General features: G+C 68.0%; 22 protein-coding genes. 13 read left to right on the forward strand and 9 right to left on the reverse strand.

Translation table 11 applies throughout. The features are described from left to right. Positions 1 to 2 precede the first annotated feature (2 nt). On the reverse strand, positions 3 to 875 hold the full coding sequence (locus Q0938_RS02660) for a phosphoribulokinase (RefSeq protein WP_299358864.1): 873 nt from the start codon (positions 873 to 875) through the stop codon (positions 3 to 5). Between the two features lie 9 nt (positions 876 to 884). Continuing rightward, entirely contained in the window at positions 885 to 1,898 is a 1,014-nt protein-coding gene (locus tag Q0938_RS02665) for a class 1 fructose-bisphosphatase (RefSeq protein WP_299358866.1), read from the reverse strand. A 94-nt stretch (positions 1,899 to 1,992) separates the two neighbouring features. On the opposite strand from Q0938_RS02665, the gene Q0938_RS02670 reads away from it, so the two are divergent. Then, positions 1,993 to 2,946: a LysR family transcriptional regulator gene (locus Q0938_RS02670; protein WP_299358868.1), complete on the forward strand. Its 954-nt coding sequence runs from the start codon at positions 1,993 to 1,995 to the stop codon at positions 2,944 to 2,946. A 79-nt stretch (positions 2,947 to 3,025) separates the two neighbouring features. Here the strand turns inward: Q0938_RS02670 and Q0938_RS02675 are convergent, their stop codons facing one another. The 5 genes from Q0938_RS02675 to Q0938_RS02695 are packed head-to-tail and all read right to left on the reverse strand — an operon-like array spanning position 3,026 to position 9,620. Continuing rightward, positions 3,026 to 3,961: a 3-keto-5-aminohexanoate cleavage protein gene (locus tag Q0938_RS02675; protein WP_299358870.1), complete on the reverse strand. Its 936-nt coding sequence runs from the start codon at positions 3,959 to 3,961 to the stop codon at positions 3,026 to 3,028. 3 nt (positions 3,962 to 3,964) lie between these two features. Then, the gene (locus tag Q0938_RS02680; protein ID WP_299358872.1) at positions 3,965 to 4,891 is read right to left on the reverse strand and encodes a 3-hydroxyacyl-CoA dehydrogenase; all 927 of its coding nucleotides are present in this window, start codon (positions 4,889 to 4,891) and stop codon (positions 3,965 to 3,967) included. A gap of 11 nt (positions 4,892 to 4,902) precedes the next feature. Continuing rightward, positions 4,903 to 7,434 carry a branched-chain amino acid ABC transporter ATP-binding protein/permease gene (locus Q0938_RS02685; RefSeq protein WP_299358874.1) on the reverse strand — a complete coding sequence of 844 codons (2,532 nt, stop codon included), beginning with the start codon at positions 7,432 to 7,434 and terminating at the stop codon, positions 4,903 to 4,905. Between the two features lie 10 nt (positions 7,435 to 7,444). After that, the gene (locus Q0938_RS02690) at positions 7,445 to 8,323 is read right to left on the reverse strand and encodes a branched-chain amino acid ABC transporter permease (RefSeq protein WP_299358876.1); all 879 of its coding nucleotides are present in this window, start codon (positions 8,321 to 8,323) and stop codon (positions 7,445 to 7,447) included. Between the two features lie 58 nt (positions 8,324 to 8,381). Further along, the gene (locus tag Q0938_RS02695; RefSeq protein ID WP_299358878.1) at positions 8,382 to 9,620 is read right to left on the reverse strand and encodes an ABC transporter substrate-binding protein; all 1,239 of its coding nucleotides are present in this window, start codon (positions 9,618 to 9,620) and stop codon (positions 8,382 to 8,384) included. Positions 9,621 to 9,793: 173 nt separating this feature from the next. Between Q0938_RS02695 and Q0938_RS02700 the strand changes: the two genes are divergently transcribed. From Q0938_RS02700 to Q0938_RS02720, 5 genes are all read left to right on the forward strand, one after another. Beyond that, on the forward strand, positions 9,794 to 10,477 hold the full coding sequence (locus Q0938_RS02700; protein ID WP_299358880.1) for a GntR family transcriptional regulator: 684 nt from the start codon (positions 9,794 to 9,796) through the stop codon (positions 10,475 to 10,477). A 24-nt stretch (positions 10,478 to 10,501) separates the two neighbouring features. Beyond that, complete coding sequence (locus Q0938_RS02705; RefSeq protein WP_299358882.1) at positions 10,502 to 11,269, forward strand: SDR family oxidoreductase; 768 nt, start codon at positions 10,502 to 10,504, stop codon at positions 11,267 to 11,269. 108 nt (positions 11,270 to 11,377) lie between these two features. Beyond that, positions 11,378 to 12,409, forward strand: a complete 1,032-nt coding sequence (locus tag Q0938_RS02710) for an NADP-dependent oxidoreductase (protein ID WP_299358884.1) — start codon at positions 11,378 to 11,380, stop codon at positions 12,407 to 12,409. After that, positions 12,406 to 12,849 (forward strand): thioesterase family protein, encoded by a 444-nt coding sequence (locus Q0938_RS02715; protein ID WP_299358886.1) that lies wholly within the window; start codon positions 12,406 to 12,408, stop codon positions 12,847 to 12,849. The genes Q0938_RS02710 and Q0938_RS02715 overlap by 4 nt, the downstream gene beginning before the upstream one ends. A 99-nt stretch (positions 12,850 to 12,948) precedes the next feature. After that, entirely contained in the window at positions 12,949 to 13,770 is an 822-nt protein-coding gene (locus Q0938_RS02720; protein ID WP_299358888.1) for an SDR family NAD(P)-dependent oxidoreductase, read from the forward strand. A 231-nt stretch (positions 13,771 to 14,001) separates the two neighbouring features. On the opposite strand, the gene Q0938_RS02725 is transcribed toward Q0938_RS02720, so the two are convergent. Both Q0938_RS02725 and Q0938_RS02730 read right to left on the reverse strand, forming a co-directional pair. Continuing rightward, positions 14,002 to 16,080: a 3-hydroxyacyl-CoA dehydrogenase NAD-binding domain-containing protein gene (locus Q0938_RS02725; RefSeq protein WP_299358890.1), complete on the reverse strand. Its 2,079-nt coding sequence runs from the start codon at positions 16,078 to 16,080 to the stop codon at positions 14,002 to 14,004. 264 nt (positions 16,081 to 16,344) lie between these two features. Further along, on the reverse strand, positions 16,345 to 17,337 hold the full coding sequence (locus tag Q0938_RS02730) for an NADPH:quinone oxidoreductase family protein (RefSeq protein WP_299358892.1): 993 nt from the start codon (positions 17,335 to 17,337) through the stop codon (positions 16,345 to 16,347). 349 nt (positions 17,338 to 17,686) lie between these two features. On the opposite strand from Q0938_RS02730, the gene Q0938_RS02735 reads away from it, so the two are divergent. The 7 genes from Q0938_RS02735 to Q0938_RS02765 all read left to right on the forward strand — a co-directional run bounded on the left by Q0938_RS02735 (position 17,687) and on the right by Q0938_RS02765 (position 25,776). Next, positions 17,687 to 18,208 carry a MaoC family dehydratase gene (locus tag Q0938_RS02735; protein WP_299358894.1) on the forward strand — a complete coding sequence of 174 codons (522 nt, stop codon included), beginning with the start codon at positions 17,687 to 17,689 and terminating at the stop codon, positions 18,206 to 18,208. 55 nt (positions 18,209 to 18,263) lie between these two features. Then, the gene (locus tag Q0938_RS02740; RefSeq protein ID WP_299359587.1) at positions 18,264 to 19,508 is read left to right on the forward strand and encodes an acyl-CoA dehydrogenase family protein; all 1,245 of its coding nucleotides are present in this window, start codon (positions 18,264 to 18,266) and stop codon (positions 19,506 to 19,508) included. Beyond that, positions 19,501 to 20,538, forward strand: coding sequence for a phosphotransferase family protein (locus tag Q0938_RS02745; protein WP_299358896.1), 1,038 nt, complete (start codon positions 19,501 to 19,503; stop codon positions 20,536 to 20,538). Before Q0938_RS02740 ends, Q0938_RS02745 begins: the two co-directional genes overlap by 8 nt. Positions 20,539 to 20,597: 59 nt before the next feature. Further along, positions 20,598 to 21,329, forward strand: a complete 732-nt coding sequence (locus tag Q0938_RS02750) for an SDR family oxidoreductase (RefSeq protein WP_299358898.1) — start codon at positions 20,598 to 20,600, stop codon at positions 21,327 to 21,329. 491 nt (positions 21,330 to 21,820) lie between these two features. Then, positions 21,821 to 22,972 (forward strand): ABC transporter ATP-binding protein, encoded by a 1,152-nt coding sequence (locus Q0938_RS02755; protein WP_299358900.1) that lies wholly within the window; start codon positions 21,821 to 21,823, stop codon positions 22,970 to 22,972. Positions 22,973 to 23,053: 81 nt separating this feature from the next. Continuing rightward, complete coding sequence (locus Q0938_RS02760; protein ID WP_299358902.1) at positions 23,054 to 24,064, forward strand: Fe(3+) ABC transporter substrate-binding protein; 1,011 nt, start codon at positions 23,054 to 23,056, stop codon at positions 24,062 to 24,064. Positions 24,065 to 24,078: 14 nt separating this feature from the next. Further along, positions 24,079 to 25,776, forward strand: a complete 1,698-nt coding sequence (locus Q0938_RS02765) for an iron ABC transporter permease (RefSeq protein WP_299358903.1) — start codon at positions 24,079 to 24,081, stop codon at positions 25,774 to 25,776. Positions 25,777 to 25,780 lie beyond the last annotated feature (4 nt).

Raw genomic sequence — 25,780 nt, forward strand, 5'->3', positions numbered from 1 at the left:
CTTCACGCCTTTCGTGCAGTTTCGACCAGCCGCATGATCAGCGGGGTCAGGATCAGCTGCATCGCCAGATCCAGCTTGTTGCCGGGCACCACGATCGAGTTTGCGCGGCTCATCCACGACCCGTGGATCATCGCGGTGAGATAGGCGAAATCGATCCCGCGCGGGTTCCTGAAGCGGATGACAACCAGGCTCTCATCGGCGGTCGGGATCCAGCGCGCGACAAACGGGTTCGACGTATCGACGACCGGGACCCGCTGGAAGTTAATGTCGGTTTCGGTGAACTGGGGCGTGATGACGTGGATGTAGTCATACATCCGGCGCAGGATCACGTCGGTGACCGCCTCGGTCGAATACCCCCGGCTGGCGCGATCGCGGTGGATCTTCTGGATCCATTCCAGATTGATGACCGGAACCACCCCGATCTTCAGATCGGCCTGGCCCGCGATGTCGATGTCGGCCGTCTTTACCGAGCCGTGCAGGCCCTCGTAGAACAGCAGGTCCGAGCCCGGTTCCAGGTCGCGCCACTCGGTGAAATTTCCCGGGGGAACCCCGAACCGCTCGGCCTCGGCATCGTCGTGCACATAGTTGCGGGTCTTTCCGCTACCGGTTTCCCCGTAGCTGCGGAACACGTCTTCCAGGATCTTCAGTTCGTTGGCATTGACCGAAAAATGCGAGAAGCTGTGCTCGCCCGCCTCGGTCCGCCGCTGCAGTTCCGCCTTCATCTCGGCGCGGTTGAACCTATGGAAGGCGTCACCTTCGATCGAGACGGCCGTGATGCCCTCCCGACGGAAGATCTGGTCGAAGGTGTGCTTGACCGTCGAGGTTCCCGCGCCGGAACTGCCGGTGACCGAGATGATGGGATGCTTCTTGCTCATCGAACATTCCTACTGGCGGAACAGGCCGCGATTTCCGAACAGCGCGCCGACTTCCTCGCCGGGCAGGTCGTAATAGGCGGCGACACGGTGAACCTTGTCGGCCGTGCCGAAGACGAACGGGGTGCGTTCGTGCAGCGACTGCGGGACCCGGTCGAGGATGCGGTCGCTGCCGTCCGTCGCGACCCCGCCCGCCTGTTCGACCAGCATCGCGATCGGCGCGCATTCATAGACATGGCGCAGGCGGCCGCGCTCATAGCCTTTGCGCGAGTCGCGCGGATACAGGAAGATGCCGCCCCGGGTGATGATCCGATGCGTTTCCGCCACCAGCGACGCGATCCAGCGCATGTTGAAGTTCTTTTCGCGCGGGCCGGTGTCACCGGCGATGCAGTCGTCGATATAGGCCCGCACCGGCTTGTCCCAGTGGCGATAGTTGGACGCGTTGATGGCGAACTCGCTGGCGTTCTGGGGGATCGTCATGGGCGGGTGCACCGGCTCGAAGCGCCGGGTCTGCGGGTCGAGGACATACATCATGGTGCCATGACCGATGCTGACGACCAGCGCGGTCTGCGGCCCGAAGATGATGTAGCCCGCGGCGAGCTGGTCGGTGCCGGCCCGCAGGAACGATGCCTGGGAATCGTCCAGCGCAGGCATAACCGAGAAGATCGTTCCGATCGACACGTTGACGTCGATGTTCGACGACCCGTCCAGCGGGTCGATGGCCAGCGCCAGCGTGCCGCGGGGGTTCAGTTCGCAGACGTCTTCGCGTTCTTCCGAGGCATACCAGCGGACCGGGCCATCCTGCAGCGCAGCCGCGAACTCCTCATCGGCGATCAGGTCCAGTTCCTTCTGGGTGTCGCCGCCGCTGTTGCTGCCGACCGCGCCGGCGAGATCACCACCAAGCGGTCCGCGTGCAATCCGGCGTGACAGGTCGCGGCCCACCATGCACAGTGTTGCGATGACCTGGCGGAGATCGGCCGAGGCCTGCAGCCCGTCCAGTCCGATGTCGTTGCCCTGCTGTGTCATCGCTCTCTCCCGGTGCGAATCTGTGACTTGAAGATGACGCAGCCGGATCGTAAGATAAATTTAATTAACACGAACACTGGTTCGGGATAAATGAATGAAGCGGCTCCACACCCTGACCCTCAAGCAGCTTCGCGCTCTCCGCGCCGTCACTGAACAGCGGTCGATCAGCGGCGCGGGCGAGCAGCTCGGCCTCACGCCGCCCGCGGTCCACAGCCAGCTGAAGATCCTCGAGGATCATCTCGGCGCCGCGGTCATCTATCGCGAGGGCATCCACGCCTTTCAGCCCACGCCGGTCGGCGCGGTGCTGCTGTCGGCCTTTCGCAGGGCGGACTCGGCGTTCCAGGCCGCGTTCGACCAGATCGATGCGCTCTTGGAGGGGCGCGCGGGACAGGTCGTGCTGGCGGCGGTTTCGACCGGAAAGTATTTTGCGCCGCGGCTCGTCGCGCGTCTGCGCAAGGACCGGCCCGACATCGCGGTCAATCTGCGGGTCGGGAATCGCGACTGGATCATCTCCGCGCTCAACGACGGCACCATCGACCTGGCGATCATGGGGCGGCCGCCGCGCCAGCCCGAGGTGACGGCCACGGATTTGGGGCCGCATCCCCATGTCCTCATCGCGCCGCCCGATCACCCGCTGGCCCGCCATGCCGAAGTGCCCCCCCAGGCGGTGCTGGGGGAGACGATCATCCTGCGCGAGCCGGGGTCGGGAACGCGCCTGCTGACCCAACGTTTCCTCGACCGGCTGGGCGAGGGACAATCGTACCAGCAGATCGAGATGGATTCGAATGAGACGATCAAGCAGGCGGTCATGGCCGGCCTGGGGATCGCCATCATCTCGGCCCACACGGTGACGGATGAACTGCAGGCCGGCCGACTGGTCGCCCTGCGCCGCCCGGACCTGCCGATCATGCGACGCTGGTACCTCATGCACCGCAGCGACAGCCCCCCGGAAGGGGCGGCGCTGACGGTCTGGCAGGACGTGCTGTCCTATCGTGGCGCGTTTCTGCCGAACTACACGCAGCGGCCGGCCGGTTCACCGGCGCAGTAGGTGTAACCGGACCGCTACGGGCAGTCTGCGGGACAAGCGCCGCGCGCGCCCGTCCGATCGGCCGGTTGCGGAGGACCCATCAGAACCCGAGATCGTCGGTGCCTTTCAGGGTCAGGATTTCGCGCGCTTCCTCTGGGGTGGCGATCTCCAGCCCCAGCCCTTCGATGATCTGACGGACCAGGCGCACCTGCACGGCGTTGGTTTCGGCCAGCTTGCCCGGCCCGGCCCACAGAGAATCTTCCAGACCAACCCGCACATGCCCGCCCATCGCCGCCGCCATTGCCGCAATGGGCAGCTGGTTGCGACCGGCCCCCAGCACCGACCAGCGGTAATCGTCGCCGAACAGGCGATCCGCGGTGCGTTTCATGTGCATGACATCGTCGGGGTGGCCGCCGATCCCGCCCATCAGCCCGAACACCGTCTGGATGAACAGCGGACCCTTGACGACGCCGCGATCGTAGAAATGCTTGAGGTTGTAGAGATGCGAGGTGTCGTAGCACTCGAACTCGAACCGGGTGCCGTTGGCGCCCAGGTCCGTCATCACCTTTTCCAGGTCGCCGAAGGTGTTGCGGAAGACGATGTCGCGGTTCCCCAGGTAGTCGCGTTCCCACTGGTGCTGCAGCTTGCCCTCGAAGCGGTCGAGCATCGGGAACAGGCCGAAATTCATCGTCCCCATGTTCATCGACGCGACCTCGGGCCGATAGACCGCCGCAGGACGCATCCGTTCCTCGATCGTCATGGTCGGGGCGCCGCCGGTGGTCAGGTTCACCACCACGGGCGAACGCTGCTTGATGATCTGCAGGAACGGCCGGAACGCCTCGGGTGACTGGTCCGGGCTTCCGTCTTCGGGGTTGCGCGCGTGCAGATGGACGATGGCGGCGCCGGCTTCGGCGGCACCGATCGCCGCCTCGGCGATCTCGGATGCGGTGACCGGCAGATGCGGTGACATCGAGGGCGTGTGAATCGCCCCGGTCACGGCGCAGGTGATGATCGTCTTGCGGGGAGGCTTGGCCATGGGTCAGTCCTTGCTGGCGCGGCTGCGCAGGTGGGCGTCGAGCGCCGCCAGTTCGCCGTCACGCCACGCGGTGCGGGCGCGGACGGCCGCGGGCGTCGCGGTGTCGGGGAACGCCACGGCGACAATGTGCGCGGCGCTGTCGTTGAAGGCTTCGCCGCGCGCACTGTCGTCGGCCAGGCGGGCCAGGGTCGGCCCGTAGCGCCGCATGTAATCGGCGACCCCTTCGGGCGCATTCAGCGAGATGGTTTCCAGCGGACCCATGAAGGCCCAGCGCCGTCCCAGCCCATGCTTGATCGTGTCGTCCAGCCCCTGCACGGTGCAGACGCCGTCCTGAACGAGGCGCAGGGATTCGGCGAGCAGCACCGCCTGCAGCCGGTTCAGCACGAACCCCTCGACCTCGCAGGTCAGGCGCACCGGAACCTGTCCCACCGCACGGTAGATTGCCTCGGCCCTGTCCATCGTCGCGGGTGCGGTCTCCGATGACGGGCAGAGTTCGACGACGGGGACCAGATGCGGCGGGTTGACCGGATGCGCGACAAGGCAGCGGTCGGCGCCCGGCAGCCCGCTGGAAAAGACCGACGCGGGGATCGCCGACGATGACGAGGCCAGGACCGTCTCGCGGTCCGCAATCGCATCCATCCGGGTGTAGAGTTCCCGCTTGGTCTCCGCCCGTTCGGGGCCGTTCTCCTGCGCCAGGGCGGCGCCGACCAGCGCCTCCTCGAGGGTGGCGACAGCCCGGATGCGCCCGGTCAGGTCGGCCGGGCCGCCAGCTTCGCGCACCATCGCCTGCATCTGGGCATCCAGGTCGTCCCGAACCGCTGCGTCCGGGTCCCAGGCCCGCACGGTCAGCCCGCCCCGCGCAAAGACATACGCCCAGGCGCGGCCAATCAGCCCTGCGCCCACGATCGCGATCTGCGGTCGATCGTCCATCCCCGCCTCCGTCAAAGCCACAGCACCTTGCGGCGCAGTTCCAGATCCTCGGCCAGCGCCTTCGACGGACCCTCGTGAAAGACGCGCCCCATTTCAAGCGCCACGGTCCGGTCGGACAGCCCGAGAGCCAGGTCGAGATTGTGATCGACGATCACGATCGACAGCTCATCGCGCAGCCGGTCGAACGTGGTGAAGAGTTGTTCGACGATGGCCGGAGCCAAGCCCTCGAAGGGTTCGTCGAGCAGCAGGACCTTGGTGTCGCCGGACAGGGCGCGCGCCACCGCCGCCATCTGCTGTTCGCCCCCCGACAGCCGGTCGGCCTCGGTCTCCATCCGTTCGGCGAGACGGGGGAAATAGGAAAGGATCTGCTCGTCGCTCCAGTGGGTGCCGGCGCCGGTCCGGCGGCGAATCCGGCCCAACTCCAGGTTCTCGCGGACCGTCATGCCGGCGAACAGGCCGCGCCCCTGCGGCACATAGCCGATGCCCGCCCGCGCGATCTCGGCCGGCGGCAGGCCGGCGATCTCCTGCCCGTCGAGGCGGATCGATCCCGAGGTGACCGGCGCGATCCCGATCATGCCTTTCAGCAACGTCGATTTCCCCGCACCGTTCCGGCCCAGCAGCGCCAGGATCTCGCCCTTGCGGATTTCCAGGCTGACATCGTGCAGGATATGGCTCTTGCCGTAATGGACGTTCACCTTGTCCAGCGCGCAGACCGTCTCGGCGGTGGCGTGGCCCACATGCGCCGTCGCGGCGACGGCCGAGGTTCCGGACCCGATATAGATTTCCCGCACCTGATCCGAATTGCGGGCGGCGTCCACGTCACCGTCCAGCAGCACGCGACCTTCGTTCATCACGGTGATATGGTCGGCCAGGCTGAACACGCGGTCGATGTCGTGTTCGACCAGCAGGACCGGCAGGTCCGCTGATACCTGCTTGATCAGATTGCCGACCCGTTCGCGCTCGGCCACCGACAGGCCGGCGAGCGGCTCGTCCGCCAGCAGGATGCGGGGCCGGGTCGCCAGCGCGAGACCGAGGTCCAGCAGCCGCTGCCCGCCATAGGACAGCGACGATGCCCGCGCCTCTTCCATCCCGCCGAGACCGACCCATTCGATGATCTGGCGCGCGTGATCGTTCACCCGTTCGATGCTGCGTGCCGGACGCCAGGCGTTCAGGCGCTGCGGGTCGGTGGACTGGACTGCCAGCCGGACATTCTCGAACACCGTCAGGTCGGGGAACAGGCTGGTGATCTGGAAGGACCGGCCGATTCCCAGCGCCGCGATCTCGTCGGCCGAGCGGCCGGCCACGGGGGTCCCGTCCAGGGTGACCGTTCCGCTGTCCGGCGGCAGCATTCCGGTCAGCAGGTTGAAGGCCGTGGTCTTGCCGGCGCCGTTGGGTCCGATCAGGGCGTGCAAGGTCTTGTCCCGTACCGTCAGGCTGACGTCATCGACCGCCCGCAGGGCACCAAAGCTCTTGCTGATCCCCTGCGCCTCCAGCACCTCGGATCGTCCGGTCTGGCGCGCCGGCCCGGCGTCGGCATCGCGGCGCAGCATGGCAGGCAGCGGCAGGGTCGTCGCGCGCCGCTCGGCCATGGCGCCGGCCAGCGAGGGACCGGGGCGCAGCCGCGTCATCAGCTGCCGGCCGATGCCGACCAGCCCATCCCTCGCGAACAGGATGAACCCGACAAAGACCAGCCCGAACCAGAACAGCCAGTTCTCGGTCCACATCGACAGATATTCGCGGAAGAACACGTAGAACAGCGCGCCCAGCGCCGGGCCGAGAAAGCCGCGCATGCCGCCGATCACCACCATCGCCAGCAGCTCGCCGGAGAAGGCCACCGACATGGGTTCGGCCGAGGTCATGCGGTTCTTGAACATCAGCAGAGCACCGGCCAGCGCCGTCACCGTCGCCGAGGTGACGAACGCCGCCAGCTTGTAGCGCAGGACCGGGAAGCCCAGCGCCATCGCCCGCGTCTCGTTCTCGCGGATCGCCTCGAGCACCCGGCCGAGCGGTGCGTTGAGCATCCGCCACAGCAGCGCGCCGGTGACCAGCGCGAGCAGCGCCACTACAATGTAGTAATTCCAGCCGTTATTCAGGTCGAACCCGAACCAGACCGGGCGTTCGACGCCGCCCAGCCCGTTCTCGCCCCCGGTTACGGCGGTCCAGCGAAAGGCGGTGGTAAAGCCCAGCGCCGAAAGCGCGAGCGTCATCAGCGAAAAATAGACGCCGCGCCGGCGCAGCATCAGCCGCCCGAAGCCGGCGGCCAGCACCGCGCTCGCCAGCATCGCCACGGCCAGCGGCAGCCAGAAGGCGTCGCCCGGCAGCGCCCGGGCGGTCAGGGCCGCGGCATAGGCGCCCAAACCGAACCAGGCGCCGTGGCCGAAACTGACCAGCCCGGTGTATCCGGCGAGCAGGTTGAGCCCGGTCGCGGCCATAGCGAAGATCACCACCTCGGCGGCGGACGTCGTAGTCAGCCCGATGGCGGACAGGGCAAATGGCAGCGCGACCAGCGCCAGCACGGCAATCGCCAAAGGATGCAGACGCATGCGGCCCCCCTTATTCGAACCGCAGGATGCGCGAGCCCATCAGACCGCGCGGACGCAGCAGAAGGACGACGAACATCAGCATGTAGATGGCGGCCATCGACATGGCAGACTGGTCGACCGCGATCATGAACCCCTTGACCAGGCCGACCAGCAGCGCCGCCAGCACCACCCCCCAGAACGAGCCGAGCCCGCCGATCACCACCACGACGAAGGCCGCGGTGACGATCTCGGCCCCCATCGCCGGGTGGATCGGATAGATCGGCGCCATCAGCACCCCGGCCAGCCCGGCCAGCCCGATGGCGATGCCGGCCACGGCCGACAAATAGGGGCGCAGCGAAATCCCCATCGCCCCCAGGATGTCGGGATTCTGTATCCCGGCGCGGACGATGCGGCCGAAGGAGGTCCGGTTCAGCAGCAGCCATACCCCGACCATCGCAGCGACCGCCATTCCGATCAGGAACAGCCGGTAGCGGGAATACACGAAGTCGCCCAGGAACACCTGTCCCTTCAACGCATCCGGCATGGCGTAGGCCTGTGGCGGGGCGCCGAACCACCAGCGCAGTCCCTGCTCGATCACCATGGCCAGGCCGAAGGTCACCAGCAGCGAGTACAGCGGATCAACCCGGTAGAACCGCGTGAACAGAAGCCGTTCCGTCACGACACCAAGGCCGGCGACGATCAGGGGAACGACGATCAGCACGCCGAAAAAGCTGAGATACGGCGTCAGCACCAGCGCCAGGTAGGCGCCGATCGCGTAGAACGCCCCGTGCGCCAGGTTGACGATGCCGCCGAGCGAGAAGATCAGCGACAGCCCCAGCGCGATCAGCATGTAGTAGAAGCCGTCAAGCAGCCCGTTGAGCAGCTGCGCGCCGAACAGGAAAAAATTCATCCGAAGCCCCGCAAGGACGGGTCAGGCGCCGGGCAATCCCCGGCGCCGTCGCCATGCATCATTCGCCGAAACTGCAGGTCCCGCCGACCGCGTCCTGGATCAGCGTCTCGAACTCCTGATCGGCCGCGGGCACCGGGTCCGAGGTGATGAAGATGTCCCACTCGCTCGTGGCCTGGTCCGCCGGCAACGCGGTGATGGTGTAGACCTCCTGCATCAGCTGGTGGTTGTCCGGGTTGAAGTAGCCCGGGCGGTTCTTCATCACGTCGAAGGTGTTCGACGGGTCCTCGAGATAGGCGGTGATGGCCTCGCCATCCGTGCCCACGGCCTCGATCGCCTGCTTCAGGATGTGGATCGCCACATAGTCGCCGAACGCCTGGTTCTCCGGCGGCTTGCCGTACTTGTCGGTAAATGCCTTGACGAAGGCCTGTGACCGTTCGGTGTCGACCTGATGCGTCCAGACGGTGGGCCATGTGCCACGGAAGCTTTCCGGCCCCGCCGCCCATGCCAGCGCCGTGTCGAACCCGAACCCTGCCACCGGCGGCTCCAGCCCGAACTCGTCATACTGCTTCAGAAAGCTCGAGATCTGCGTCCCGGCCAGGTTGGTCACCACGACGTCCGGCTTGGCGTCGCGGATCTTCAGCAGATAGGACGAGAAATCGGTGGCGTCGGTCGGAACCAGGTCATCCCCCGCGATGCTGCCGTTGTTCCGCTCCAGGAACGCCTTGGCCCCTTCCAGCAGGTCGTGGCCGAACGCGTAGTCCGCGGTCAGCAGGTACCACGTCTTTCCGTCCACCATCCCTTCGTTCAGAAGATGCTGGCCCTCGGCGTTCACGTACATCGCGTTCTGCGTCTCGACGTGGAACATGTGCTTCTTGCAGTCCGCGCCCCGCAATGCGTCCGAATTGGCGCCCGTGTTGATGAACACCTTCTTGGCGCGTTCCGTCGTCTGGCCGATCGTCAGCGCCGAGGCGGACGAGATCTCGCCCACGATCGCGACGACGTTGTCGCGTTCGATCATCCGCTCGGCCTTGGTCGAGGCGGTCTGCGGGTTGACCGAATCCTCCTTGATGAGTTCGATCTGCCGCCCGCCGATGCCACCGGCCGCGTTGATTTCCTCGACCGCGAGATCGGCGGCCATGACCGCATATTCGCCCAGCGGCCCCAGGAACCCGGTGCGCGGGGTAAGGTGGCCGATGGTGATGGGCCCGGTATCCTGTGCAAGAGCCGGCAGCGGACCGAAGACTGCAAGGCAGCCCAGTACCGCAGACGTGGCAAGCAGGTGACGACGAGTTGGCATGGATATCTCCTCCCCAGAAGATCGGCCGCCGAACGGCCCTGAACTGTGATCACGGTGGCCGTGAAATGTCGGGGCAGTCAACCAGAAAATCGACACGGTCAGCCCCCGCATCTGGAGATGTTGACGCTTGCATCGTGATTCTGCCGCGATCACAGTTGCCCGATGAGGGTGACATGACAGACCAGGACATCCGGCTGGAAGCGCGCGGTCCGTCGCTGGCGAGCCAGGTGCATGGCGCATTGATCGAGATGCTGCTGTCGGGCGAACTCGCTCCGGACGACCGGATCTCGATGCGCGACCTGGCGGACCGGCTGGGCGTCTCGGTGATGCCGGTCCGGGAAGCGGTTGCCCGCCTGGCCGCGCAGGACGCGCTTGTCGTGCTGCCGAACCGGGCAGTGACCGTCCCGCTGCTGTCGCGGGACGAGTTCCGCGACCTGACCGAGGTCCGCATCCACAACGAACGACATGCGGTGGCCCTGGCGGCGGCGCAGGTTGGGCCGCGGGATCTGATTCGGGTGCGGAACCTGGAACAGCAGTTTGCCGACGCGCTCGAGGCCCCGGACGGCGGCCCGTCCGTGCGGGCCAACAAGGCCCTGCACTTTGCCGTCTACGAGGCCGCGAACTCGCCTGTCCTGTGTGCCGTGATCCGGTCCCTGTGGCTGAAGGCCGGGCCGATCATCAATCTCGACCTGGAAGAACGGACGCGCCGGCGGCGCACCGCCGTATCGCGCGCCCACCACGCGTCGCTGATCGACGCCCTCGCCCGCGGCGATGCCGAGGCGGCGGCCGACGCAGTCGAGGCGGACATCCGCTCGGCCGCCGAATTCATCCTGTCGCGGGACATCCTGCCCGCATGACCCCCCTCATGAACGGAGTTGACCATGGATCTTGATCTGACCGGCAGTCGCGTCATCGTCACGGCCGGCGCGAACGGAATCGGCCGGGCGATCGTCGAGGCGTTCCTTGCCGAAGGCGCGACCGTCGCCACCTGCGACATCGACCCCGCAGGCTTGGACACGCTGCCCGCATCGGTGATGCGCCAGCAGGTGGATGTTGCCGATGCCGACGCGCTGCGGGCCTTTGTCGGCGCGGCGATCGACCATCTCGGCGGCCTCGACTGTCTGGTCAACAACGCCGGCATTGCCGGGCCGACGGCCCCGGTCGAGGATGTCGGGCTGGATCAGTGGAACGCTACCCTCGCGATCTGCCTGACGTCACAATTCGTGACCACCGGGGCGGCGATCGGAGCCCTGCGCCACAGCGCCAATCCGTCCATCGTGAACCTGTCCTCGGTCGCCGGTCGCCTGGGATTCCGGCTGAGGACGCCCTATGCGGCCGCCAAGTGGGGGGTGATCGGGCTGACCAAGTCGCTGGCGCTGGAACTGGGCGGGGACGGCATCCGGGTGAACGCCATCCTGCCGGGGCTGGTGGCCGGCGACCGGCAGCGCCGGGTGATGGAGGCCCGCGCCCAGTCCCGCGGCATGACCCTGGCCGAGGTCGAGACAGAGGCGTTCTCCCACACCGCCATCCGCGACTACGTCACCCCGCAGCAGATCGCCGATCAGATCCTGTTCCTCGCCAGTCCGCGCGGCCGGACGATCTCGGGTCAGGCGGTCTCGGTCTGCGGCGGAACCGAGCGTCTGGGCTGACCCCGTGCGCCGATCCGGCGGTCGCCCCTGTGTGGGGCCCGGGTTGACCCCGTCGGGCAACACGGCCACGGTTCCGCCGAACCTACCTTTGCAGCGAGGGACAAGATCATGACCCGCACCCGCCAGATCGTTCTCGCCTCCCGTCCGCAGGGCTCGGCCACGCGCGACAATTTCCGACTGGAACAGGTCGACCTGCCACAGCCGGGGCCCGGCGAGGTTGCGGTGCGGCTGATCTGGATGTCGCTGGATCCCTACATGCGCGGCCGCATGGACGCGGCGCGCAGCTATGCGCCGGCGGTGGAGGTGGACGCACCCATGCAGGCCGGGGCCGTGGCGCAGGTCACCGCGTCGAACAGCGACCGGTTCGCGGTCGGCGACATCGTCGTGGGCAACATGCCCTGGTCCGAGGCGGCGGTGGTACCGGCCGACGGCCTGCGCCGGGTGGACCCGGCGCACGGCCCGATCCAGCACGCGCTCAGCGTGCTGGGGATGCCCGGCATGACGGCCTGGGTCGGCCTGACCCGGATCGCCCCGACGAAGCCCGGCGACACGGTCCTGGTCTCGGCCGCGACGGGGGCCGTCGGCTCGGTTGCAGGGCAGATCGCCAGGTCGCGCGGGCTGCGGGTGATCGGCGTCGCGGGTGGGCCCGAGAAATGCCGCTATGCCGAACAGGAGCTCGGCTACGATGCCTGCCTGGACCATCGCGCCGGCGATGCCGACGCCCTGTCCGCGGCGATCCAGGCCGCCGCGCCGGACGGTGTCGACGTCTATTTCGAGAACGTAGGCGGCAAGACGCTGCAGGCCGTCCTGCCGCACATGAACGATTTCGGGCGCATCGCCGTCTGCGGTGCGATCGCCTGGTACGACGGCAAGAACCTCGACCAGGCCCCGCCGCTGCCCGCCGTCTGGGTGCAGATCCTGCGGCGGCGCCTGAATGTGCGCGGCTTCATCGTCTTCGACCACGCCGACGCCCAGGGCGAGTTCGTCGCCGAAGTCGCGCCCCTGGTCGCGTCAGGCGCCATCACCATCCGCGAAACCGTCGCCGACGGGCTGGACGCGGCGCCCGAGGCGTTCCTCGGACTGCTGCGCGGCGAGAATTTCGGCAAGCAGCTGGTCCGCGTCGGCCCCGATCCGCAATGACTCGCCCGCAGCCAAGCCCGCGGGCAGAGTTTCCGCATTTCCGGCCGGTTCAGCTGCGCTGGAACGACAACGACCCGTACGGGCACATGAACAATGCAGTCCACTACCAGCTGTTCGACAGCGCCGTGAATGACTGGCTGATCGACAACGGCATGCTGCAACCTGACCTGACCGGCGTGGCCTACATGGTGGCGGCGACCGGGTGCGACTATTTTGCCGAGCTCGCCTATCCCGAGCGGATCGAACTGGGGATGGGGATCACCCGACTGGGCAGCACATCGGTAACCTACCGGCTGGGGCTGTTCCGGGCGGGCACCGATCGATCCGCCGCGACGGGGCGGTTCACCCATGTTCATGTGGACCGCAACACCCGCCGGCCGCAGACCATCCCCGATGCGCACCGGGACCGCTTCGCCACCCTGCTGATCGCCGCCGAGTAGCGCGACGAAGCGCTGACCATGCCACGCCTTGGCCGCGGCTGGACAGCCGCTCGGCCGGCTGCCATCGTCGGTCGCGTTCAGCAAGGGGAAGGAACGCGCATGACACCCGACGATCTGTTCGGATTGCACGGCAAGCTGGCGCTGGTCACCGGCGGGGCGACCGGGATCGGCAGGATGGCGGCCGAAGGGTTGGCGGCCGCCGGGGCGCGGGTGATGATCGCCAGCCGCAAGCTGGACGCCTGCGAGACCGCGGCGGCCGAGATCAACGGTCTGGCACTGGCCGGCCATGCCGAGGCATTCGCCGGGGATGTCGGCAGCGAAGACGGAATCGACGCGCTGGCCCGGGCCGTCCAGGCGCGGACGGACAAGCTGGACATCCTGATGAACAACGCCGGCCTCAGCTGGGGCGCGCCGCTGGGCGAATACCCGTACAAGGCCTGGGCACGGGTGCTGACCGTCAACGTGACGGGGCTGTTCCATCTGACGCAGGCGCTGCTGCCGCTGCTGAAAGCCGCGGGAACCCGGGAGGATCCGGCCCGCGTGGTGAACGTCGGCTCGGTCATGGGCGACCGGGAGAAAAGCGGCTCGACCTATGCCTATTCCGCGTCGAAGGCCGCGGTGCACCACCTGACCGAGGTGCTGGCAAAGGAACTGTCCGGGCACGGCGTCAACGTGAACGCCATTGCACCCGGGCCGTTCGTGTCCAAGATGACCGCCTTTGTCACCGCCGACGAGGCGACGCGCGACAAGGTCGGGCAGTCCACGCCGCTGGGTCGGGTCGGGCAGCCCGAAGACATCGCGGGCTGCCTGCAGTTTCTCTGCGGAAAGGGCAGCGCCTACATCACGGGCGCGATCATCCCGGTCAGCGGCGGCATCAACGTGGATACCGGGCCGGGACTGTTCGACGCCGCGAAGTCCTGAGTTCCCGACCGAGCGGCCTGACTTGGACGACCGTATCGAGCGGGTGCGCAGCACCGCTGATCGCCGGCCGGAGGAAGTGGCGGTCGCAGCCGCTAGGCCGGGCCGCGATCACGACCGGGTAACCATCCCGCGGCAACACCGCAGCCGCTCACGTCATGGCGCCGGCCCGCCGTCTTCACGGACCGGCGTCAGAGATGCACCCGCTGAGTCGATCAGGTCCGGTCGGGCAGATCAGCCCTTTCGGTTCAGGTCGGCAAAGGTCGTGCCGTTCGCGGCCATGTCGCGCAGGATCTGGGGGATCTGCCAGTAATACGGGTCCTCCTGCGCGTATCTGTCGGCGCGCGAAACGATCTCTGCCGCGCCCAGCTGGTCGGCATAGTGCAGCGGCCCGCCGCGGAACCGCGGGAAGCCGTAGCCGTTCAGCAGCACCGCATCGACGTCGATCGGACGCAGGGCGGTGCCGTCCTCGACAACCCTTGCGGCCTCAAGGATCATGGCGGTCATGTAGCGGTCGACGATCTCGTCGTCGGTATACTCGCGGCGGGTGACCCCGGCGGCCTGGCGTTCCGCCTCGATGATCTCGGTCGCCTCGGGGTTGGGGCGCGGCGTGTCGCCGTCATAGAGATAGTAGCCCTTGCCGGTCTTGCGCCCGAACATCCCGCGTTCACAGATGCGGTCAGCAAAGGTGGTATAGCGTTCCTCGGCCGGACGGGTCGCCGCGTTCGCCTTGCGGTTGGCCCAGCCGATATCCAGGCCCGCCAGGTCGCTGACCATGAACGGCCCCATGGCCAGACCGAATTTCGTCAGCGCGTCGTCCACCTGCTGCGGCGAGGCGCCGTCCTCGACCATGTAGTTCACGCTCTTCGCATAGTGGGACAGGATCCGGTTGCCGATGAAGCCGGGGCAGACATTCGCGCGCACCGCGATCTTCTTCAGCCGCCGGGCCAGGGCGAACCCGGTCGCCACGACCTCGGGCGCGGTCCGTTCGCCGACCACCACCTCCAGCAGCTTCATGATGTGCGCGGGGCTGAAGAAATGCAGGCCGATGACGTCCTGCGGGCGCGAGGTCATGGCGGCGATCTGGTCGATGTCCAGATAGGACGTGTTCGACGCCAGGATCGCCCCCGGCTTGGCGATGCCGTCCAGCTTGCCGAACACCTGCCGCTTGACGTCCATGTCCTCGAACACGGCCTCGATCACCAGATCGGCCTGGGCCAGATCCTGCATCTCGGTGGTGATGGTCAGCCGGTCTAGCGTCGCGTCGCGCTTGTCTGCCGTCATCTTGCCGCGCTTGACCGCGCCGTCCAGGTTGCCCGTGATCGTCCTGCGCGCGCGGCCCGCGGCCTCGTCCGTCATTTCCAGCAGCGTCAGCGGAATGCCGGCCATCAGGATCGCGGTTCCGATCCCCGACCCCATGGTGCCGCCGCCGATCACCGCGACATGCTCGATCGGCCGTGGCGTGGCGTCCGCTTCCGGGATCTTCTGGACGGCCCGTTCGGCGAAAAAGGCGTGGATCAGGGCGCGCGACTGGTCGCTCTGCAGGCATTCCTGGAACAGCGCCCGCTCGCGTCGCAGGCCTTCGTCGAAATCGCCGGTCGCCCCCGCCAGCGCCTCGATCGCCTTCTGCGGCGCGATCAGATGCGGCGACTTGGACCTGACCTTGTCCAGCCGGGCTTGCAGCAGTTCGGGCGCGGGATCGACCGTGATATCCCGGGTGCGGCGCGTCGGCAGATCGCCGTCGATCACCGACTGGGCGGCGGCCCGGGCGACCGCGCCCGGGTCCCCTTCCATCATTCGATCCACCAGACCCGCATCTGCAGCGCGCTCGGCGGAGATCGGGTTCCCGGACAGGATCATGTCCAGCGCGGTTTCCCAGCCGGCAAGCCGCGGGGCGCGCTGGGTTCCGCCGGCGCCCGGAAAGATGCCGAGATTGATCTCGGGCAGCCCGACCCGCGTGCCTGGCAGCGCCACCCGGGCGTGGGCCGACATCGCCACCTCGAGCCCGCCACCCAGCGTCGTCCCGTGCAGGACCGCGACCACCGGCGTCGCGCTGGCCTCGATCGCGTTGCAGACATCGGGCAAGGAGGGGTCCCGCGGCGGCTTGCCGAACTCAGTGATGTCGGCCCCGGCGATGAAGGTACGGCCCTCGGCATAGATGGCGATGACCTGAATGGCCGGGTCTGCATCCAGGTCCCTGACCCCCTCCAGCAGGCCGGCGCGCAGCGCCTGGCTGGCGGCGGTGACGGGCGGGTTGTTCAGGGCGATCAACCCGATCGGACCTTCGCGGGTCACGCGGACGACATCATTCATGGAACGCTCCTCTGGTCCAGCCGATCGGGCAACGAGCGCAGATGCGCCGCGAGATGCCCTGCCGGCTCGTGTTTCAGGATCCTGCCGCTCGCGGCCAAGGGGCGGCCTGAACCGGCAGGATTTGCTGCGGTAGATTGAAGGGCGCGGGGTCGTGATGCAACCAGTCGCGCGCCATGGTCGGGTGCGGATCCGGCGCGCAGGTGACCCACGCGCAGATGTCTGCGTGGCCCGCGATCAGGCGGCTGCCTCTGCCATGCCTCCCCGTCACGGCAGAATGACGATCTTGCCCGTGGCACTGCGGTCCTCGATCGCGGTCAGCGCCTCTGCCGCGCGGTCGAGCGGCAGCGTCTGGCTGATCCGCGGCCGCAGTCTGCCCTGCTCGTAGAGGGCAAACATCTCGCGGACATGGTCGGCGAACCGCGCCGTTTCGGTCCGGGTGAAGGCCCCCCAGAACACGCCCACAATCGAACAGTTCTTCAGCAGCGGCAGGTTCAGGGGGATGCGGGGGATGCCTGCCGGAAACCCGACGACCAGGAACCGGCCCTTCCAGGCAATCGCCCGCAATGCCGGTTCGGCATAATTTCCACCGACCGCGTCCACGACGATGTCCGCGCCCGCCGTGCCGACAGCCTGCTTGAACAGCGCCGACAGATCCTTTTGCGCATCCCTGCCTTCCACCTCGCGGGGATAGACGACGGTTTCATCAGCGCCGATCTCGCGGCAGAACGCGGCTTTCTCCTCGGAACTGACGGCCGCGACGACCCGCGCGCCGGCGGCCTTGGCGATCTCGATGGCCGACACGCCGATGCCCCCGGCGGCGCCAAGGATCAGGACGGTCTGGCCGGGTCCGACCTGTCCCAGGTCGTGCAGCGCATAGTAGGACGTGCCGTAGGTGAACAGGAACGCGCCGGCCTCGTCGAACGGCATGGCGTCGGGGATCGGCATCGCAATCAGAGCGTCGACGCAGACATGGGTGGCGAAGCCGCCCGATCCGGTCAGCGCCAGCACCCGGGTGCCAAGCGGCATCTGCACGCCCGCCCCGACGACGTCCACGATGCCCGCGACCTCGCCACCCGGCGCGAACGGGCGTGGCGGCTTCATCTGGTACAGGTCGCGGATGATCAGGGTGTCCGGAAAGTTCACCCCCGCCGCCGCCACCTTGATCCGCACCTGGCCGGGCTCCGGCTCGGGGGTAGGCAGGTCGGCAAGGGTCAGCGTCTCGGGGCCGCCCGGGGCGGTGCTCAGCAGGGCCTTCATCATACCTCCAGCCATTCGTTGCAGATGTCGCCGGGTCCCGGACCCTGCCGGATGCCTCCCATACGACCGCGCCTTGTCCCGGTCCATACAGGCGCTGCACGCGCCCGAGCGCAAGGGACAGTCTGTCATCGGCACACCCGGATGAGCTGGGCAAAGACATAGTCGGACAGGTTCCACCGGAGGTATCTCGACACACGCCGCGGCATTTCTTCGGTCGGACAAAGGCGTGGACACCCGCCGACGGCGCTGCCATTCTGCCCCATGTCGCGATCAGGGGATGGGTCTTGTCGGCTACGCAGGGGCTTTGCGGACCGCCTTCGGTACATGCACCGACGGCTGCACGCACGCAGTGACGGTTCCGCGTCACCTGTTTGACGACATTGGCGCCGAGCTGGGCGTGTCGCGCTGGTTCCTGATCGACCAGACCCGCATCGACGCATTTGCCGCGGCGACCGACGATCGCCAGTTCATCCACGTGGACCCTGACGCGGCGGCCGGCACGCCGTTCGGGGGAACCATCGCGCACGGCTTCCTGACCTTGTCGATGCTGTCGCCGATGCTGCAGGATGCGGTTCCTGATATGCCCGGGCAGGTCATGGGTGTGAACTACGGGATCGAGCGTCTGCGGTTGATCTCGCCGGTGCGCGCCGGCTCGCGGGTGCGCGGCCGTTTTACGTTGGCCGCGGCAGAGGAGCGGCACCCGGGCGAGGTGACGATGACGCTGGACACGGTGGTCGAGATCCAGGCGCAGGACCGCCCTGCCCTGATCTGTTCATGGATCAACCGCCGGTATTTCGCGCCGTCCGACCCGGCGACTGCGCCGCCGAGGCACCGGACGCAAACAGTGGCGACCGACGCGGCGAAGCCGTGAATCAGACAATTTCGAGAACTCTACGGAAGGACAGGCCATGACACAGGCATACAGGATGGACCTGGGCATCAGCGAGAAGGTTGCTCCGCTGCTGGATCAGGTGCGCCAGATGGTGCACGAGGAAATCGCCCCGCTCAGCGACGAATTCCACGCCGAGGTCGGCCGGCATCCCAGTGGCGACCGGTTCCGGCACACCGAGCGGCAGATCGAGATCCTCGAGGGGCTGAAGTCCAGGGCGCGCGAGCGCGGGCTGTGGAATTTCTGGCTGACCGACAGCGACAAGGGATATGGCCTGAGCACCGTCGACTACGCCCACCTGGCCGAGGAGATGGGCCGGATTCATCTCGCGGCCGAGGTGTTCAACTGCTCGGCCCCGGACACCGGCAACATGGAGGTATTCGAGCGGTACGGCTCCGCCGAGATGAAGGAGACGTGGCTGAAGCCCCTGCTCGAGGGCCAGATCCGGTCCGCCTATCTGATGACCGAACCGGATGTCGCCTCGTCGGATGCCACCAACATCTCGATGCGGGCCGAACAGGATGGCGATGGCTGGGTCCTGAACGGCGAGAAATGGTGGGCCAGCGGCGCCGGCGATCCACGCTGCAAGGTCTACATCGTGATGACGGAAAGCGATCCGTCCGCCAGCCGGCACGCCCGTCACACGATGTTCTGCGTTCCGGCCGACACGCCCGGGATCGAGATCCTGCGAGCGATGCAGGTTTTCGGCAGCGACGACGCGCCTCACGGCCACATGCATATCCGCTTTACCAACGTCCGCGTTCCGGCCAGCGCGGTGATCCTTGGCGAAGGGCGCGGGTTCGAAGTGGCGCAGGGCCGGCTGGGTCCGGGCCGCATCCACCACTGCATGCGTGCGATCGGTCAGGCGGAGGCGGCGCTGGACCTGCTGTGCCGCCGGGCGCTGGACCGCGAAGCCTTCGGCAAGCCGCTGGTGCAGCTGGGCGCCAATCACGACATCATCGCCCAGTGTCGCATCGACATCGAGAAGACACGACTTCTTTGCCTCAAAGCCGCCTGGCAGATGGACAGCGTGGGCGTGCGGGCCGCCCAGCCGTGGATCAGCATGATCAAGGCGGATGCGCCGCTGACCTCGCTCAAGGTCATCGACGAGGCGATGCAGATGCATGGCGGCGCCGGGATCAGCCAGGATACCCCGCTGGCCGGCTCCTGGGCCTGGCAGCGGGCGCTGCGGCTGGCCGACGGCCCGGACGCCGTCCACCGCCGGCAGGTTGCCCGGGCCGAGCTGAAGCGTTTTACCAACCGGGACAGCACCGATGCCTGAGTTTGGCGTGCAGACGCTGGACACTGACGCTGTCGAGATTTGGGCGCGCGACCATGCGCCCGAGATCCGCGGTCCGATCCGGGCGGAGAAGATTGCCGGCGGCCAGTCCAATCCGACCTATCTGCTGCATGCGGCCTCTGGTGACTTCGTCCTGCGCCGCAAGCCGCCGGGACAGTTGCTGAAATCCGCCCACGCCGTCGATCGCGAATACCGGGTGCAATCGGCGCTGGCGGGCACCGAGGTTCCCGTCGCCCGAATGATCGCGCTGTGCGACGACGATTCGGTGATCGGGTCGATGTTCTACGTGATGGAGCGGGTGCACGGGGTGAACCACCGCGATCCCCGGCTGCCCGACCTCTCCCCGCCCGAGCGCGCCACCGTGGTCGACGAGATGAACCGCGTGCTGGCGGCGCTGCACGAGGTGGACGTGGATGCCGTGGGCCTGTCGGATTATGGGCCCGAGGGCAATTACTACGAACGACAGATCAGCCGCTGGACGAAACAGTACTGCGCCTCGGAGATGACGCCGATCCCGGCCATGGACAGGCTGATCGACGCGCTTGGTGGCCGCATGCCGCCCGATGACGGCCAGCGCACCCTGGTCCACGGCGATTACCGGATCGACAACATGATCTTCGACGCCGACACCCACCGCTGCAACGCGGTGCTGGACTGGGAACTGTCAACGCTGGGCCATCCCTACGCCGATCTTGCGGCCGTCATCATGCAATGGCAGCTGCCGACCGGCCCGGACGGCCGCGGCCTTGCCGGGTTCGACCGTGCCGAAGCCGGATTGCCGTCCGATCAGGCGTTCATCGACCGGTACTGCGAACGGCGCGGCATCCGGGGCATCGACGACATGGGATTCTACGTGGCGTTCGCGTTTTTCCGGATGGCGGCGATCCTGCAGGGCGTGGCGAAGCGGGCCGAGGACGGCAACGCGTCCGATCCCGAGCGGGGCCGCGCCATGGGTCGCTATGTTCCGGTCTTCGCCCAGGGCGGCCTTCACGCGTTGGGAGAAACCGGGTGACGCCGCAACCCGGCGACGCGGCGGCCGCAGATCGCGTACCATTTGCAGGAAGGGTGGTGATGATCACCGGCGCAGGCAGCGGCTTTGGCCTGGCGGCCGCCCGTCGGCTGGCGGCGCAGGGGGCGCATCTCGCGCTGTCCGATCTGGAGACCGCCCCGCTGTCGCAGGTCGAGGGCGCTCTGGTCGCGCCGCTGGACGTGACGGACGAGGACGCCATGGCGGATCACGTTGCCCGGGTTCTCGACCGGTTCGGCCGACTGGACGTCGCGATCAACAACGCGGGCATCGGTGGCTCGATGGGACCGATCACGGGAATCCCTCTGGCCGAATTCGATCGCGTCATGGCAGTGAATGCCCGGGGCGTGTTCCTGGGCATGAAGCACCAGCTGCCACCGATGCTGTCGGCGCGCAGCGGGGCGATCCTGAACATGGCGTCGGCGGCGGGCATCCTGGGGGCGGGCATGATGGCGGCCTATGCGGCATCCAAGCACGCCGTGGTGGGGCTGACCCGGGCGGCCGCCGACGAGGTTGCGCGCAAGGGGGTGCGGGTCAACGCGCTCTGCCCGTCCTTCGCGGATACGCCGCTGTTCACCCGGCTGGCGGACGAGATCGGCGAGCGGCAGGGAATCACCCGCGAGGCAGCCTTCGAACGGATCGCCGCCCGCGTGCCGATGCGCCGCGTCGCGCGGGTCGACGAGGTCGTCCAGGCGATGCTGTGGGCCTGCGATCCGCGCAACAGCTTCATGACGGGACAGGCGATCTCGATCGACGGTGGGCTGAGCGCCGTGTGAGGCGGCCCGGGACGGGCGACGCATCGCGGCCCCTGCACGATCCGACCCAGGTCGATCTCGTTGGAGTCGATATACCTCCGCCGACCAAAGTGCCTGATCGTGACACGCTCGACCGCCGCTGTGTCGCCGTGGGCAGCATCGCCCTGCCGATCCTGCGAACGGAGGCCGCTCCACCCATGTTCTGCTCAGGCAGCCCGGCCGTTCCGGTTGCGCACGTGGCCACGCACCCTCAATGGTCGAGGCGCGGGCGCTTAAGACCAGCCCACTGTGCGCACGCTCTTCGCGCGGGGACACGGCCGGCGCCGCATGGCCTCATCGCCACGTTCGACCCGGGCAGGAGAGCGGGTCCGTGCCGCGCAACCTGCCGCCCCGCGACTTGCCTCTGCCGGGCCGGTCCTCGCCGCCGCTGGTCCACAACCATCAGGCGACCTCACGCGCGACCGCTGCCCCGCCGCGCCGTCCCGGGGTTGAGCGGGGGGCCGACCGGGGGTATGCCCCCGAGCGCAGTGCGCCGCCGCGCCCTGATCGCCATCAACGCCATGAGGCCCCTGCTGACCCCTGCCGCCCCCGCCCCCTGTGCGCTGGACATCCGCGATCTGGTCCGCCGGTTCCGCCGCACGCTGGCGCTGGATCACCTGTCGCTCTGCGTCGCCCGGTCCGAGATCGTCTGCCTGATGGGGCAGTCCGGCTGTGGCAAGTCGTCGCTTCTGCGGGTGATCGCGGGGGTCGATGCGCCTGACGCCGGACAGATCGCCGTCGACGGGCGGATCGTCGCCGGTCCGGACGTGTTCGTCGAACCCGATCAGCGTGGCGTGGGCTTCATGTTCCAGGATTACGCGCTGTTCCCGCATCTGACGGTCGCCCAGAACGTGGCGTTCGGGCTGACCACGCTGCCGCGCGACCAGCGCCAGCAGCGCGTGTCCGAGATGCTGGACCGGATCGGCATCACCGCGCTGGCGGGGCGCCATCCCCACAGCCTGTCGGGGGGCGAACAGCAGCGCGTCGCCCTGGCCCGGGCACTGGCGCCGCGTCCGTCGGTCCTGCTGATGGACGAGCCCTTCTCGAACCTGGATCGCGGGCTGCGCGACCGGTTGCGGACCGATACCATCGCGCAGTTGCGCGCCCTCGGCACCGCGGCGATCATCGTGACCCACGATCCCGAGGAGGCGCTGTCGACAGGCGACCGGCTGGCGGTGATGCGGGCCGGTCGGATCGTTCAGGATGGGCCGGCGCGCAGCGTCTATTGTCGACCCGCCTCGCCGTTCGTCGCCGAACTGCTGGGGTCGAGCACCCGGGTGCAGGGGATCTGCCAGGGCGGCGTCGTGCAGACCCCGCTGGGCCCGGTGCCGCGGCCCCGCGGCTCGCATCTCTGCGAAGGCGGCGTGAACTGCCCCGAAAACGCCGATGTCCTGGTCCTGATCCGACCCGAGGCGGTGTCGGTGGACCCGGAGGGGCGGATCGAGGCGCAGGTCCAGTCGATCGCCTTCCAAGGCCCGGCCGACCAGCTGCGCCTGAGCGTTGCGGGGCTCGGCCATCCGCTGGCGATCTACGGGGCTCCGGGCCGGTTCGCGGTCGGTGACCGGCTGCGTCTGCGCGTTGATCCGTCGCAGGTGATCTGCTTTCCGCAGGGCGCGCGCGAATAGTTGATATTTTTACTTTGGGTTAGTTGACAGCTCTTGTCAGGTATGGTCGACATTCGTCAATCGAACCTTAACGGACACATCATGACCCGCATTTCGCCCGTGCTCGCTGCCCTGCTGATGACAACCGCCGCCGCCGCCGGCGCGGCCGAGGTCAACCTGTACACCACCCGCGAACCCGGCCTGATCCAGCCGCTGCTGGACGCCTATACGGAAAAGACCGACGTGGCGGTGAACACCATCTTCATGAAGGACGGGCTTGCCGAACGCGTTGCGGCCGAGGGGGAAAGCTCGCCCGCCGACCTGCTGATGACGGTCGATGCCGGCATGCTCGCGGACCTCGCCGAACGGGGCCTGACGCAGCCGGTCGACTCGGCCGTGCTGAAAGACGCGATCCCGGCCGAGTTGCGCGATCCCGCCGACAACTGGTTCGGCCTGTCGATGCGGGCCCGCGTGCTCTATGCTGCCGCCGACCTTGATCTCGACAGCTTCACCTATGAACAGTTGGCCGATCCGGAGTGGAAGGATCGGGTCTGCATCCGTTCGGGGCAGCACCCCTACAACACGGCGCTGTTTGCGGATCACATCGTCCATCACGGCGAGGAGGCGACGGAAGCCTGGCTGACCGGCATCAAGGACAATCTGGCCCGCAAGCCCGGCGGCGGCGACCGGGACGTCGCCAAGGACATCCTGGGCGGCATCTGCGACATCGGGATCGGCAATTCATACTATGTCGGGCTGATGCGGTCGGGCAAGGGCGGTCCGGAACAGGTGCCGTGGGGCGAGGCCATCGACGTCGTGCTGCCGACGTTCCAGGACGGGGGCACCCAGGTGAACATCTCGGGCGCCGCGGTCGCGCGCCACGCCCCGAACGCCGACGCCGCCATCGACCTGCTCGAATATCTGGTCTCGGACGAGGCGCAGGCGATCTATGCGCAGGCGAACTTCGAATACCCGATCAAGGCGGGGGCCGAGATCGACCCGATCATCGAATCCTTCGGTCCGCTCAAGATTGATCCGGTTCCGTTGACCGAGATCATTGCGCAGCGCAGCACGGCCAGCCAGTTGGCCGAAAAGGTCGGCTTCGACAACTGAAGGACGGCGGATCCGTGGCCAATGTGACGGCAGATCTCGCGGCGGAAGGCTTTGCGGCCACGCCGCGACCGCATGTCCGCCCTGCCCGGCCCCGGGCCGGGCGGGGCTGGACGCGCGCGGCGGCGGCCATCTCGATGCTGGCGCTGCTGCCGGTGGTGGCGCTGCTGTGGCAGGCGCTGGCCGGATCGAGCGGCTTGTGGCCGCATCTGCGCGCCCATGTGCTGCCACAGGCCCTGCACGATACCGCGATCCTGCTGGTCGGGGTCGGGGTGCTGGTCACCGCCATCGGCACCTCGGCCGCTTGGCTGGTGACCGCTTATGACTTTCCGGGTCGACGCGTGTTCTCTTGGGCGCTGCTGCTGCCGCTGGCGATGCCCAGCTATATCATCGCCTATGCCTATTTGGACCTGCTGCATCCGATCGGCTCCTTGCAGACCGGTCTGCGCGGCGTGCTGGGCTATGACAGCCCGCGCGATTTCCGCCTGCCGGACATTCGGTCGATGGCTGGCTGCATCCTGCTGCTGAGTCTCGTGCTGTATCCCTATGTTTACATCCCGGTGCGTGCCCTGTTCCTCAGTCAGGCGGCAAACCTGATCGACGCCTCGCGCACGCTGGGCACCTCCCGCGCGGCGGTGTTCCGGCGCGTGGCGCTGCCGCTGGCTCGACCCGCCATTGCGGTCGGCGCCAGCCTGGCGCTGATGGAGGCGCTGAACGACGTCGGCGCGGCCGAGTTCCTGGGGGTGCGCACGCTGACCGTGTCCATCTATTCGACCTGGGTGACCCGGTCCGATCTCGCCGGCGCGGCGCAGATCGCGCTGGCGATGCTGGTGATGGTGCTGGCGCTGATCCTCGCGGAACGCTGGGCCCGCCGGAATGTCCGTTACGCGGGCAGCGCGATGCGGTCGATCCCGCTCGGCCCGCGCCGCCTGACCGGGCTGGCCGGCTGGACGGCGCTGGGGCTGGTCGCGTTGCCGGTGGCGCTGGGTTTCGCAGCGCCGGCGGGCTATCTCGTCCATGCCGCGCTGTCCCGGCTGGGTGCCGGACCCGATCTCGGCGCCCTGTGGCGGGCCGGGGCGAGCACCGTGGCGCTGGCCGCCGCGGCGACGGCGGCAACCGTGGGGCTAGGGCTGGTCGTGGCCGCGGCGGCCCGGTTGCGGCCCGGACGGGGGGCGGAAACGGCCCTGCGCCTGTCCACCATCGGCTATGCGATGCCCGGGACCGTGGTGGCCTTGGGGCTGCTGATGCCGGTCGCAGCCTTCGACGGGCTGTTCGACAGGGGAATCGCCTCGCTGACGGGCACCCGGCCGGGCATGATCCTGCTCGGCTCCGGCGCCGCGCTCGTGCTGGCCTATGTGGTGCGGTTCCTGTCGATATCCGCCGGAACGATCGAGGCCGGGTTCACCCGCCTGCCCCGGTCTTATGATGGCGCCGCGCGCAGTCTGGGCCGCAGCCCCACCGGGCTGATGGGCCAGATCCATCTGCCGCTGCTGCGCGCCCCACTGGTCGCCGGCGCGCTGCTGGTCTTCGTCGATTGCGTCAAGGAACTGCCGGCCACGCTGATGCTGCGCCCTCTGGGGGTCGAGACACTGGCCACCCAGCTTTACGCCGAGGCCTCGCGCGGCACCTACGAGAACGGCGCGCTCGCGGCGCTGGCGATCCTGGCCGTCGGGTTGCTGCCGGCGATCCTGCTGGCCCGCACCGGCGAACGCTGAGCGG

The sequence above is a fragment of the uncultured Paracoccus sp. genome, from assembly GCF_947496875.1.
Taxonomy (GTDB): Bacteria; Pseudomonadota; Alphaproteobacteria; order Rhodobacterales; family Rhodobacteraceae; genus Paracoccus.

Excerpts from the sequence above, each read along its gene's own strand:
- Q0938_RS02660 (WP_299358864.1), bottom strand. The coding sequence starts at position 875 with ATGAGCAAGAAGCATCCCATCATCTCGGTCACCGGCAGTTCCGGCGCG.
- Q0938_RS02665 (WP_299358866.1), bottom strand. The coding sequence starts at position 1,898 with ATGACACAGCAGGGCAACGACATCGGACTGGACGGGCTGCAGGCCTCG.
- Q0938_RS02670 (WP_299358868.1), top strand. The coding sequence starts at position 1,993 with ATGAAGCGGCTCCACACCCTGACCCTCAAGCAGCTTCGCGCTCTCCGC.
- Q0938_RS02675 (WP_299358870.1), bottom strand. The coding sequence starts at position 3,961 with ATGGCCAAGCCTCCCCGCAAGACGATCATCACCTGCGCCGTGACCGGG.
- Q0938_RS02680 (WP_299358872.1), bottom strand. The coding sequence starts at position 4,891 with ATGGACGATCGACCGCAGATCGCGATCGTGGGCGCAGGGCTGATTGGC.
- Q0938_RS02685 (WP_299358874.1), bottom strand. The coding sequence starts at position 7,434 with ATGCGTCTGCATCCTTTGGCGATTGCCGTGCTGGCGCTGGTCGCGCTG.
- Q0938_RS02690 (WP_299358876.1), bottom strand. The coding sequence starts at position 8,323 with ATGAATTTTTTCCTGTTCGGCGCGCAGCTGCTCAACGGGCTGCTTGAC.
- Q0938_RS02695 (WP_299358878.1), bottom strand. The coding sequence starts at position 9,620 with ATGCCAACTCGTCGTCACCTGCTTGCCACGTCTGCGGTACTGGGCTGC.
- Q0938_RS02700 (WP_299358880.1), top strand. The coding sequence starts at position 9,794 with ATGACAGACCAGGACATCCGGCTGGAAGCGCGCGGTCCGTCGCTGGCG.
- Q0938_RS02705 (WP_299358882.1), top strand. The coding sequence starts at position 10,502 with ATGGATCTTGATCTGACCGGCAGTCGCGTCATCGTCACGGCCGGCGCG.
- Q0938_RS02710 (WP_299358884.1), top strand. The coding sequence starts at position 11,378 with ATGACCCGCACCCGCCAGATCGTTCTCGCCTCCCGTCCGCAGGGCTCG.
- Q0938_RS02715 (WP_299358886.1), top strand. The coding sequence starts at position 12,406 with ATGACTCGCCCGCAGCCAAGCCCGCGGGCAGAGTTTCCGCATTTCCGG.
- Q0938_RS02720 (WP_299358888.1), top strand. The coding sequence starts at position 12,949 with ATGACACCCGACGATCTGTTCGGATTGCACGGCAAGCTGGCGCTGGTC.
- Q0938_RS02725 (WP_299358890.1), bottom strand. The coding sequence starts at position 16,080 with ATGAATGATGTCGTCCGCGTGACCCGCGAAGGTCCGATCGGGTTGATC.
- Q0938_RS02730 (WP_299358892.1), bottom strand. The coding sequence starts at position 17,337 with ATGAAGGCCCTGCTGAGCACCGCCCCGGGCGGCCCCGAGACGCTGACC.
- Q0938_RS02740 (WP_299359587.1), top strand. The coding sequence starts at position 18,264 with ATGGACCTGGGCATCAGCGAGAAGGTTGCTCCGCTGCTGGATCAGGTG.
- Q0938_RS02745 (WP_299358896.1), top strand. The coding sequence starts at position 19,501 with ATGCCTGAGTTTGGCGTGCAGACGCTGGACACTGACGCTGTCGAGATT.
- Q0938_RS02750 (WP_299358898.1), top strand. The coding sequence starts at position 20,598 with ATGATCACCGGCGCAGGCAGCGGCTTTGGCCTGGCGGCCGCCCGTCGG.
- Q0938_RS02755 (WP_299358900.1), top strand. The coding sequence starts at position 21,821 with ATGCCCCCGAGCGCAGTGCGCCGCCGCGCCCTGATCGCCATCAACGCC.
- Q0938_RS02760 (WP_299358902.1), top strand. The coding sequence starts at position 23,054 with ATGACCCGCATTTCGCCCGTGCTCGCTGCCCTGCTGATGACAACCGCC.